Source organism: Streptomyces sp. CBMA152, assembly GCF_014596475.1.
Classification (GTDB): Bacteria; Actinomycetota; Actinomycetes; order Streptomycetales; family Streptomycetaceae; genus Streptomyces.
Map to the genome: position 1 here is coordinate 166,781 of NZ_MECJ01000032.1, position 11,055 is coordinate 177,835.

General features: G+C 72.1%; 11 protein-coding genes. 8 read left to right on the plus strand and 3 right to left on the minus strand.

Translation table 11 applies throughout. The features are described 5' to 3' along the window. Positions 1 to 16: 16 nt before the first annotated feature. On the plus strand, positions 17 to 1,150 hold the full coding sequence (locus BG418_RS32960) for a serine hydrolase domain-containing protein (protein WP_188277720.1): 1,134 nt from the start codon (positions 17 to 19) through the stop codon (positions 1,148 to 1,150). A 7-nt stretch (positions 1,151 to 1,157) separates the two neighbouring features. Here the strand turns inward: BG418_RS32960 and BG418_RS32965 are convergent, their stop codons facing one another. Beyond that, positions 1,158 to 1,988, minus strand: coding sequence for an alpha/beta fold hydrolase (locus tag BG418_RS32965; protein WP_188277721.1), 831 nt, complete (start codon positions 1,986 to 1,988; stop codon positions 1,158 to 1,160). Between the two features lie 142 nt (positions 1,989 to 2,130). Between BG418_RS32965 and BG418_RS32970 the strand changes: the two genes are divergently transcribed. After that, on the plus strand, positions 2,131 to 2,736 hold the full coding sequence (locus BG418_RS32970; protein ID WP_188277722.1) for a bifunctional 2-polyprenyl-6-hydroxyphenol methylase/3-demethylubiquinol 3-O-methyltransferase UbiG: 606 nt from the start codon (positions 2,131 to 2,133) through the stop codon (positions 2,734 to 2,736). 4 nt (positions 2,737 to 2,740) lie between these two features. On the opposite strand, the gene BG418_RS32975 is transcribed toward BG418_RS32970, so the two are convergent. After that, on the minus strand, positions 2,741 to 3,469 hold the full coding sequence (locus BG418_RS32975) for a TNT domain-containing protein (protein ID WP_223185785.1): 729 nt from the start codon (positions 3,467 to 3,469) through the stop codon (positions 2,741 to 2,743). Between the two features lie 371 nt (positions 3,470 to 3,840). Between BG418_RS32975 and BG418_RS32980 the strand changes: the two genes are divergently transcribed. The 5 genes from BG418_RS32980 (at position 3,841) to BG418_RS33000 (ending at position 9,516) form a co-directional block, all read left to right on the plus strand. Then, the gene (locus tag BG418_RS32980) at positions 3,841 to 5,196 is read left to right on the plus strand and encodes an ABC transporter substrate-binding protein (protein ID WP_188277723.1); all 1,356 of its coding nucleotides are present in this window, start codon (positions 3,841 to 3,843) and stop codon (positions 5,194 to 5,196) included. Then, a complete protein-coding gene (locus BG418_RS32985; RefSeq protein ID WP_399001230.1) occupies positions 5,193 to 6,218 on the plus strand; it encodes a carbohydrate ABC transporter permease in 1,026 nt (341 codons plus the stop codon). The genes BG418_RS32980 and BG418_RS32985 overlap by 4 nt, the downstream gene beginning before the upstream one ends. Beyond that, positions 6,215 to 7,105: a carbohydrate ABC transporter permease gene (locus BG418_RS32990; RefSeq protein ID WP_188277724.1), complete on the plus strand. Its 891-nt coding sequence runs from the start codon at positions 6,215 to 6,217 to the stop codon at positions 7,103 to 7,105. Before BG418_RS32985 ends, BG418_RS32990 begins: the two co-directional genes overlap by 4 nt. A gap of 69 nt (positions 7,106 to 7,174) precedes the next feature. Then, positions 7,175 to 8,164, plus strand: a complete 990-nt coding sequence (locus tag BG418_RS32995; RefSeq protein ID WP_188277725.1) for a carbohydrate kinase family protein — start codon at positions 7,175 to 7,177, stop codon at positions 8,162 to 8,164. 32 nt (positions 8,165 to 8,196) lie between these two features. Beyond that, a complete protein-coding gene (locus BG418_RS33000; protein ID WP_188277741.1) occupies positions 8,197 to 9,516 on the plus strand; it encodes an alpha-glucosidase/alpha-galactosidase in 1,320 nt (439 codons plus the stop codon). A gap of 8 nt (positions 9,517 to 9,524) precedes the next feature. Here the strand turns inward: BG418_RS33000 and BG418_RS33005 are convergent, their stop codons facing one another. Beyond that, the gene (locus BG418_RS33005; protein WP_188277726.1) at positions 9,525 to 10,163 is read right to left on the minus strand and encodes an NAD(P)-dependent oxidoreductase; all 639 of its coding nucleotides are present in this window, start codon (positions 10,161 to 10,163) and stop codon (positions 9,525 to 9,527) included. An 89-nt stretch (positions 10,164 to 10,252) separates the two neighbouring features. On the opposite strand from BG418_RS33005, the gene BG418_RS33010 reads away from it, so the two are divergent. Next, entirely contained in the window at positions 10,253 to 10,777 is a 525-nt protein-coding gene (locus BG418_RS33010; RefSeq protein ID WP_188277727.1) for a MarR family winged helix-turn-helix transcriptional regulator, read from the plus strand. Positions 10,778 to 11,055 lie beyond the last annotated feature (278 nt).

Genomic DNA, 11,055 nt, shown 5'->3' on the forward strand with positions numbered 1-11,055 from the left:
CACGGGGAGAAGTGACATGACCGAGGCACCACCGTCGAACGCCGCCCAAACGAGGGTCCAGGAGATCCTCGACGAACTCACCGCGTCCGGCGAGGAGACCGGTATCCAGGTGGCCGTCCACCTCGACGGCGAACTGGTCGTCGACGCCTGGTCGGGCCTGGCCGACATCGAGTCCGGGCAGGCCATGGACGGCGAGACGCTGGTGCCGTCCTGGTCGACCGGGAAGGGCGTCGCCGCTGCCCTCGTCGCCGTCCTCGTCGACAAGGGCGTGCTCGACTACGACGCCCCGATCGCCGCGCACTGGCCGGAGTTCGCGGCCAACGGCAAGGACCGGATCACGCTCGGGCAGTTGCTCTCCCACTCGGCCGGTCTGCCGCAGCTGCCCCCGGATCTGACCCCCGAGGAGCTGTTCGACATCCCGGCGGTCGGGGACTGGCTGGCCGGTCAGGCGCCGCTGTGGGAGCCGGGCACCGCGACCGGCTACCACGCCTGGACGTACGGCATCCTGCTCGCCGAGATCCTGCGCAAGGCCACCGGCCGCACCTGCGACGAGCTGCTGCGCGACGAGATCGCGGCGCCGCTCGGCATCGCGGACTCGCTGCTGTTCGCCGTCCCCGACCGGCTCGTGGACCGCCTCGCCACCTGCTACGACGGCGGCTGGGCGGCGCTCCTGGACAGGATCCCCGAGGGCGCGCCCTTCTTCGTCTGCGCGCCCCGGCAGGTGCTCCCGGTGGCCTCGCTCGCGAACCGCACCGACTACCGCCGCGCCGCGCTCCCGGCCAACGGCACGGTGACCGCCCGGGCGGCCTCGCGGATGTACGCGGCGCTGGCCTGCGGCGAGATCGACGGCGTACGCCTGGTCTCCGACGCCACCCTCAAGGCAGCCACGGCGCCCAGGGTTTCGGGCAAGGACCGCTCGCTCGGCTCGGAGCTGCTGAAGGGCTACGGCTTCATGCTGGGCGGTGAGGGTTCCATGATGCGCTACCCGGCCGGCGCCTTCGGCACCAACGGGTCGGGCGGCACCACGGCCTGCGCCGACCCCGCCCACCGCTTCTCCTTCGCCCTGATCAAGAACCGGATGAACGTGCCGGGCCTCGACGGGCGCCTGATGGACGAGGCCCGGATCGCGCTGGGTCTGCCGGGGATCTGAGGGCGCCCTACTGGTTCGCGAACTCCAGCAGATCTGCGGTGAGTTGATCGGCGTGGGTGACGAACAGGCCATGGCCCGCGTTCTCGTACACCCGCAGCGTGCTGCCCGGGATCAGTCGGGCGGCGCGCTCGCCGGTGAGGGCGATCGGGGCCGAGACGTCGTGGGTGCCGTGGACGACCAGGACCGGTACGTCGATCTTGGCCAGTTCGGGGGCGACGTTCAGGGTCACGACGAGCTCCCCGAGCGCGTTGCCCGCCCGGGCGGTGGCACCCGCGCAGCGGTCGACCCAGTACTGGACGGCTGCGGGCGAGACCTCGTTGCCGGGGCGGTGCAGGGCGAAGAAGTCGTCCGCGCCGCTGGCGAAGAACGCGGGCCGGTCCTTGCGGAAGGCCTCGTTCCCGGCCTCGATGAGGGCCGGGTCGACGCCGTCGGGGTGATCGGCGGAGCGCGCGGGCCCGGGTGCCATTCCGGCCACCAGGGCCACGCGCGCCACCCGCCCGCTGCCGTGGAGCGTGAGATAGCGGACGATCTCGGCGGTGCCGATCGAGTGCCCGACCAGGGTGATGTCGCCCAGGTCCAGGTGGTCGACGAGCGCGCCCACGTCCCCGGCCAGGGTGTCCAGGTCGAACCCGCCCCACACGTCGTCGGACCGCCCGTGCCCGCGCCGGTCGAACCCGACACACCGGTAGCCCTCCCCCGCCAGCGCCGGCATCTGGAACTCCCACATCTCCGTACCGAAGTAGGAGCTGTTGACGAAGACGACGGTCCGCCCGTCACGCGGCCCGTAGTCGACGTAGTGGAGGCGGGTGCCATCGGTGCTGGTCTCGAAGTACGGCATGGTGCTGGGTCCTTCCCCGTCGGTGTTCGCTCACTGCGCTGCTTACGTGATCGATAGTGCGGCAGGGGCGGGGAGTTGGTCGATTACCTCGGGGGTCATGAAGTGCGGGACCTCGTACAGGTTGATCGTTTAGCCTGGCGCGATGACGGACACCACGACGGGCACCCAGGGGTACGGCGCGGAGGCTGACGTGCTGGCCGTGCAGTACGAGAGCGTGACCTTCGAGGAGGTGCACGGCGAACTGCTGCACCTCCTCCCGGCCGCGCCCGCACGGGTGCTGGACATCGGCGCCGGGACCGGGCGGGACGCGGCGGCGCTCGCCCGCCTCGGCCACACCGTGACGGCGGCCGAGCCGACCGCCGAACTGCGCGCCCACGCCGAGCGGTTGCACGCGGACACCGCCGTGTCCTGGCTCGACGACGCACTGCCGGAGCTGGCGGGGCTGCGCGCTCGGGGCGAACGGTTCGACCTGATCCTGATCACGGCGGTCTGGATGCATCTCGACGCCGCCGAGCGCGCCCGGGCCATGCCGAACGTCGCCGAACTCCTCGCGCCCGGCGGCACGCTGCTCATGCGGGTGCGCAGCGGCCCGGTGCCGCCCGGGCGGCGGATGTTCGAGGTGCCGGACGCCGAGACCGTGGCACTCGCCGAGGCCGCGGGACTGCGCGTCCTGCACCGGGGCGGCCGCGTGGATCTGCACGGCCGCTCCGGAGTGAGCTGGTCGGAGCTGGGGTTCACCCGGCCCTAGTACGTCAGCTGCCCGTCACACCCGCGAGCGCGCTCCGCGCCGCCGCCGGGTTGTTCTCGGCCTTCAGGTAGCCGTGGTCCAGGAGCCACTTCACATTGAGCTTCTGGCCCGCGCCCGGGTCGACGAACGCCGGGTCGAGCTTGACCTGCTGGCCGCCGCCGCGCTGCTCGAACCAGGGGGCGATCCGGCCCTGCCAGACGGTGAAGCTCTTGGTGACCTCGTACGCGTGGTACGCGCACGGGTACGCGGCCTCCCGCGTGATCAGGCTCTGCGGGGGCAGCGCCCGGCGGGCGTAGCTCGCGCCGGCCGGGGCGAGGAAGGCGCCGTACTCGGAGCCGAAGCGGTCCAGGTCCTCGCCGACGTGGAGATTGACCGCGCGCTTGTCGAGGCTGCCGTCGTAGCGGTTGGCGAAGCCGTCGTTGGGCGGGTACTTCCAGCTGCCCGCCGTGGTGTCCCAGTAGGTGGCGAGGAACGCGGTCGGCGTGAGGTGGCCGGTGCGGTGGTAGCCGAGGACCAGCGGGCCGACCGGGTCGTCCCAGGGCCTCGGCAGGTTCTGCGGCCCCAGCCGCTCGTCGCCCTCGTACGTGCCCGAGCACGCGGCCGGTGCGGAAGGCGCCTTCTCCGGGAGCGGGGCGGCCTGGGCGGGGGCGGCGCCGAGCAGGGCCGTCGCGGCGAGCGCGACGGCCGAGGTGCCCATGGCCACGAGGACGCGCAGCCTCGGGAAACGTCTCATCGGTGATCTCCGAACAGGTGATGCGAACAGTGACGAGCCCTCACATCTAGTGCGTGTGGGATCACTTCGGTGTCCGCCGGGAACAAGTTAGTCCGAAAGATCACCCCGGCTCGGCCGGAAGCGCACTGTTGTGCCCCCGACGTGGGGTGTGGTGCCCGACGGCACGTCGACAGCGCTTTCCCCTGGGTACTTGACGCGTGTGCGCCGAGGCGCTTTCATCCAGCCAGTGCGGGGCCTACGAGCGGCCCGGCGCTTCGAGTGGTGCGCCCAGCCGGTAGCGGATCCCGACCAGGTCCGAAGTCCGGCCCGAGTCGCCAGGACGTGTGTCCCGCGTCCGAGGCGGGGCGTACCCGCTAAGGGATGGAACGACCATGCCCGCCGCTTCGGACCGCACCAGTGAGCCCCAGGACTCCCCAGGCCGCCCGCCGCGCCGACGGGTGCTGCGCGCCGGGGCGGCGCTCGCCGCCGGGGCCGGGGCCCTCCCGCTCCTCGACGCCTGCGCGGCCACCACCTCGAACGGGATCGGCGCGGACGGCCGAGTCACCATCGAGATGTGGCACGGTCAGAACGAGGCCGGCGCCAAGGTGATCGAGGCGCTGGCCGCCGACTTCAACCGGTCGCAGTCCCGCGTACGGGTGAACGCGAACGGCGGCGGTGTGGTGGCCGACGCCATGCTGCAGAAGGTGACGGCGGCGCTCGCGGCCGGGGCCTACCCCGACATCGCGTACATCTTCGGCTCGGACCTCGCGAGCATCGCGCGCAGCCCCAAGGTCGTCGATCTGACCAGCGCGCTGCACGGCGGATCGCCGCCCTGGAACGACTTCTGGCCCTCCGTCAGGGAGGCCGTCACGCTGCACGGCAAGGTGCGGGCCGCGCCCTCGCTGCTCGACTCGCTCGCCGTCGCCTGCAACACCACCCTCTTCAGACGCGCCGGCATCCCGCTCCCCCGCGCGGGCTGGACCTGGGCGGAGTTCGTGGCGACGGCCAAGAAGCTGACCGACGCCGGGCACGGGGTGTTCGGCACGGGCTGGCCGGGCGCCGGTGACGAGGACACCGTGTGGCGGCTGTGGCCGATGGTGTGGGATCTCGGCGGGGACGTGATCGCCCCCGACGGCAAGAACATCGGCTTCGTGGACTCGGGCAAGCGGGCCCTGGAGACCGTGGCCCAACTGGTCGCCGACAAGAGCGTCTACATCGACCCCAAGCCCGGCAGCGAGCAGATGTACCAGGTATTCGTCTCCGGCCGGATGGCGATGGTGATCACCGGACCGTGGCAGCTGCCCAACATCCTGGAGTCGAAGCTGCCGTACGACGTGGTCCCGATGCCGACGTACAGCGGCAGGCCGCTCACCATCTCCGGCCCCGACACCTGGACGGTCTTCGACAACGGCAAGGCGCGCGCGAAGGCCGCCGTGGAGTTCGTCCAGTGGCTCATCACCCCCGCGCAGGACGTGCGGTGGGACATGGGGGGCGGCAGCCTGCCGCTGAGCAAGGAGAGCGAGCGCCAGAGCACCTGGCAGCGGCACTCCGCCGACACCGTCGGCCTGCCGGTGTTCACCAAGGCCCTGGAGACCGCCCGGGTGCGGCCCATCCACCCCGCCTATCCGCAGATCTCGCAGGCCACCGGCGAGGCCGTGGTGTCCGTGCTGCTCGGCCGCGCCTCCCCCGCCAAGGCGGTGCGCCAGTGCGCCGACAAGGCCGGCGCGGCCCTGCTGATTCCCCGATGAGGAGGGTCCTCGTGCCCCGAGCATCCCGAACGGGCCCGCCCCGTCCGCTCACGGTGGCCCCGGCCGACCGCGAGGCGATGGCCCGGCACCGTGCCCGGCGCCGGCGGGCACGCGGCGAGACCGCCACCGCCTGGGCGTTCATCAGCCCGTCGGTCCTGGTGATCCTGGGGCTGAGCGTGGTGCCGGTGATCTGGTCGCTGCTGCTGTCCTTCCGCGCCGACGACCTGGTCACACCGGGCCGCTGGGTGGGCCTGGACAACTACCGGGCCCTGTCGAAGGACCCCGGGTTCCGCAAGGCCGTCGAGAACACACTGACGTACGCGGGCATCTTCGTACCCGTGAGCCTGGCCGGTGGCCTGGCGCTGGCCCTGGCGCTCAACCGGCGGATCCGGTTCGTCGGGGTCTACCGGACGCTGGTCTTCATACCGTTCGTGGTCTCGGCGGCCGCCCAGGGCGTGCTGTTCTCGTTCATCTTCGACCCGCAGTTCGGCGCGGCCAACTCCGTGCTGCACAAGCTGGGCGTCTCGCCGCAGGGCTTTCTCACCGACCCTGGCCAGTCCCTGTACGTGCTGCTGATGATCTCGCTGTGGAGCGGGGTCGGGTTCTGCGTGGTGGTCTTCCTCGCCGCGCTCCAGGACGTACCGGCCGAACTCGTCGAGTCCGCACGCCTGGACGGGGCGAACCGCCTGCAGGTGCTGCGATACGTCACGCTGCCGACGCTCGCGCCGGTCACCGCGTTCCTGGTGCTGTGGCAGCTGATCACCGCGTTGCAGGTCTTCGACCTGGTGTACGTGACGACCAAGGGCGGGCCGCTGGGCTCGACCACGGTCATCGTCTACTTCGTCTGGGAGCAGGCGTTCCGTACGTTCACGGCGGGCTACGGCGCAGCCGCCGCGTACGTACTCGCGGTCGCCCTGCTCCTCGCGGGCACGGCGGTGACGCTGTACCGGCGCCATCGCGAGCGTACGACCGGCGCGGCCGGAACGCCCGGGCTGCGCGGCGCGGAAGGAGTGGCGCGATGACCGCCTCCACCATGGTCGGCGAGGGCGCCGCGCCGACGGCGGCCCCGGCCGCGCAGACCGCCCGGCGGCGGCGCCGACTGCCGTTCAGCGCCTGGCACTTGCTGCTCGCACCGCTGTCGATCGGGTTCGCGCTGCCGCTGGTGTGGCTGGTGCTCAGCTCGGTGATGACCAACGCGGAGATCAACCGCTTCCCGCCCGCGCTGTGGCCCAAGGGGATCGACCTCGGGGGCTACCGCTATGTGCTGGGCAACGCGATGTTCCCGCGCTGGTTCGCCAACTCGTGCATCGTCTCGACCGTCGCCGTCGGCGCGAACCTGGTGCTGGGCTCCCTCGGCGGATACGCGTTCGCCCGGATGCGCTTCCGGGGTTCGCGGGCCCTGCTCGTCCTGATGCTGGCGACGATGGTGGTGCCGTTCCAGCTGACGATGATCCCGACGTTCCTGGTGATGAAGTGGCTGGGGCTGATCGACACGCTGGGCGCGCTGATCGTGCCGTCGCTGGTCACCCCGTTCGCGGTGTTCCTCTTCCGGCAGTTCTTCCTGCGGCTGCCCAGGGAGTTGGAGGAGGCGGCCTGGATCGACGGGTGCTCGCGGCTGCGGGTGCTGTTCTCGATCGTGGCGCCACTGGCCCGCCCGGCGCTCGCGACGGTCGCGGTGCTGACCTTCCTGGCCACCTGGAACGACCTGTCCTGGCCGCTCATCGCCATCAACCACGACACCCAGTACACGCTCCAGCTGGGCCTGACGACCTTCCAGGGGCAGCACCACACGCAGTGGGCGGCGGTGATGGCGGGCAATGTCATCACCGTGCTGCCGGTGCTGCTCGCGTTCCTGTTCGCGCAGAAGACCTTCATCCAGTCGCTGACGTCGAGCGGCCTGAAGGGCTGAGCCGGGGCCCACCCACCGGACGAACTCGCTGACGATACGTCAACTCACCGATCCAGAAAGCCCTTTGCCATGCCTTCATCCCGCTCCCGCCCCTTCGACCTGCTGGTCGTCGGGGACGCCAATCCGGATGTGGTGCTCGGCCCGGTGCCGCGCGACCTCGTGTACGGGCAGCGCGAACAGCTCGTCGAGCGGGCCGATCTCGTCCTCGGCGGATCCGCCGCGATCACCGCGTGCGGGGCGGCGCGGCTCGGGCTGCGGGTGGCGTTCGCGGGCCGCGTCGGCGACGATCCGGCGGGCGCCTTCGTGCGTACGGCCCTGGCCGCGCGCGGGGTCGACACCTCGGCCCTGACGACCGACCCCGAACTGGCCACCCCGCTCACGGCGGTGCTCACGCACGGCGCCGACCGGGCCATCCTCACCGCGCCGGGGTGTCTGGCCGCGACCGGGCCGCAGGACGTCCCCGACACGCTGCTCGCCGGGGCCCGGCATGTCCACGCGGGCTCGTTCTTCCTGATGCCGCGCCTCGCCCGGGCGCTGGCCGCAGTGTTCACGCGGGCGCGCGAGCTCGGCGCGACCACCTCTCTGGACACCAACGACGACCCGTCCGGGCGCTGGGACCGGGAGCTGCTCGACCCGGTCCTGAAGGTGACCGACCAACTGCTGCCGAACGCCGCCGAGGCGCGCGCCCTGGCGCCGGACACCGAGGGCGTGGCCGGGGCCGCCGCCGCACTGGCCAGGCGGGGCCCGGGACTTGTCGTGGTCAAGAACGGCGCCGAGGGCGCGCTCGCCCATGACGGGACCCGGCTGTCGACGGCTCCGGCGGTCCCGGTCGAGCCGCTGGACACCGTCGGCGCCGGGGACAGTTTCGACGCCGGGTTCCTCGCCGCCGTACTGCGCGGCCTCGCGCTGCCGGACGCGCTCGCCGTGGCGGCGGCCTGCGGCTCACTGTCCACCCGGGGCCGCGGCGGCACCGCGGCTCAGCCCACCTGGGACGAGGCCGTCGGCTGCGCCCCGGTCAACCGACCTACGAACAGCGGGAGTTCCGCATGGCCGACATGAACCGCATCACCGACACGACTGGAGTCGCCGCGATGACCGAACCGGCCGAAGTGAAGATCGCCTTCATGGGCGCGGGCAGCGTCGTGTTCACCCAGGGGCTGCTGGCCGATCTGTTCGCCTTCCCCGAGTTCGCCCGGGCCCGTATCGCCCTGCACGACATCGACCCCGAGCGGCTCGCCACCAGCGAGGCGGCGGCCCGGCACATCGCCGGGGCGCTCAAGGTCGCACCGATCATCACCGCACACGCGGACCGGCGCGGCGCGCTCGACGGGGCGCACTTCGTCATCAACACCGTCCAGGTGGGCATGAACGCGGCGACCCGCACCGACTTCGCCGTCCCCGCCCGCTACGGGCTGCGCCAGACCATCGCGGACACGCTCGGGATCGGCGGCATCTTCCGCGCGCTGCGGACCTTCCCGGTGCTGCGCGGCATCGCCGAGGACATGGCCGAACTCTGCCCGGACGCCTGGCTGTTGAACTACACCAACCCGATGGCGATGAACCTGCTGTATCTGCACCGGATCGCGCCCCGGCAGCGGGCGGTGGGGATGTGCCACTCGGTGTACTGGACGATGCACGACCTCTCGGAGCTGGTCGGCGTGGACTTCTCCGAGGTGTCGTACCTGGCCGCCGGGATGAACCACCAGGCCTGGGTGCTGCGCTTCGAGCGGGACGGCCAGGACCTGCATCCGCTGCTCGACGCCGCCATCGAGAAGGACCGCGAACTGCTGCGCCGGGTCCGGGTGGACATGTACCGCAGGCTCGGCCACTACCCCACCGAGACCAGCGAGCACTCCTCGGAGTACGTGCCGTGGTACCTGCACCACGACAGCGAGGTGGAGCGGCTGCGGCTGCCGATCGGCGCGTATCTCGACATCATCGAGGACAACACGGTCAGCTACGAGCGCACCCGCAACGCACTCGCGGCGGGCCGCCCGCTGCCCGTCGAGGGCACCATGGAGTACGCCCCGCAGATCATCCACAGCATCGTGACGGGCACGCCCCGGACGATCTACGGCAACGTCCCCAACAACGGCCTCATCTCGAACCTGCCGAGCGATGTGGTGGTCGAAGTCCCGTGCCTGGTCGACGGGTTGGGTGTGCAGCCGACCCGCGTGGGTGCGCTCCCGCCGCAGTGCGCGGCGCTGAACCGTACGTACGCGAGCGTCACCGATCTGGTGGTCAGGGCCGCGACCGAGGGCGAGCCCCGGCATGTGCGGCACGCGGCCATGACCGACCCGGCGACCGCCGCCACCCTGCCGGTGGAGCGGATCTGGGACCTGTGCGACGACCTCGTACAGGCCCATGGGGACCTGATCCAGCCCGAGTTGAGGACGCTGCTCGGGCACTGAGGGGCACGTCAGTACCCGACGGTGAACCTGGTGCGGTGGTGCCGGGGGCGCTCGGCCTCGTCGAGGAGCGCCACCGCCAGGTCCTCCATCGAGACGGCGGACCGCCCCTCGGCGTCCACCAGCAGCTCGTCGGCGCCGAGGCGGTACGTGCCGGTGCGCTCGCCGGGCTCCAGGAGCGCGGCCGGGCTGAGGTAGGCCCAGTCCACGCCGGTCTCCGCGCGGCAGACCTCCAGCTGCTCGGTGCACGCCTGGGCTATCGGCCGCAGGTCGGCCGGGAAGTCGGGGTCGTCGACGACGGTGGCGCCGCCGGTGCCGGGCACGGTGAGGGTCGCGGCGCCGCCGACGAGCAGCACCCGCACGCCCGTTCCGGCAAGACCCGCGAGCAGCCCCTTGGTCGCGGTGACGAGGTCGCCCTCACTGCCGGGCGCGGGCCGGGTCGCGGTGATCACCAGGTCCTGCCCGGCGCTCAGTTCGGCCACGTCCTCGACGTTGCGGGCGTCTCCCGTACGCGGCAGGGCGGCCGGGTGGAGTTCGGGGAAGCGGGCCTCGTCGCGGACGACCGCGGTGACCTCGTGCCCCCGCGAGACCGCCTCGGCCACGACACGGCTGCCGACGTTCCCGGCGGCTCCGAAGACGGTGATGCGCATGCTGTCCACTTCCTTCTGCTCGGCCCCACTGAATCTCTTAGCGCTAAGAGAAAGTATCTCACTGCTAAGAGATTGGCTAGGGTGGAACGGTGACCGATCACGTGGACCTGGTGCTGGAGCAGTGGGGCGCACGCCGCCCCGACCTCGATGTGTCGCCGATGGCGGTGATCGGGCGGCTCAAAAGGCTCACGCGGCTGGTCGAGGCCGAGTTGCGCCGCACCTTCGCGGAACACGACCTCGACCCGGCGTCCTTCGACGTGCTCGCGACCCTGCGCCGCAGCGCGCCGCCGCATCTGCTCACCCCGGCCGAACTGATGCGGAGCTCGATGGTCACCTCGGGCGCCGTCACCCAGCGGCTCGACCGGCTGGAGGCGCGCGGCCTGGTGGCCCGTACGCCCAGCCCGACCGACGGCCGGGTTGTCCAGGTGGCCCTCACCGACGCCGGGCACGCGCTCATCGACCGGGCGCTGCCCGACCACCTCGCCACCGAGGAGCGGCTGCTCGCGGCCCTGGATCCGGCGCGGCGCGACACGCTCGCCGAGGCGCTGCGCGATCTCCTGGAATCCCTCGGGGACACGATCGACCGACACGGCGGCGGCCATGGATCCCGCTGACGGATGGAGTACCGCCGACGGGCGTGGGCACGCGGTGGAGGAGACAGTGGAGGCGGCGCCGACGGTCGTGCTCCCGGAGCACCGCACGGGCGCCGCCCCACCGCACGACAGGAGGCCCCCGATGACCCACCCGCACCCCGACCCCGCCCCGCCGACGCGGCGCGCGAGCGCGGGCGTGTTGATCTCGGCGAGCGCCCGCAGCACCTCGGCCGCGCCCTCCCCCGGCTGGAACAGCCGTGCCTGGAAGGCGGCGAGCACCGGCTCGGGGTGGGTGGTGA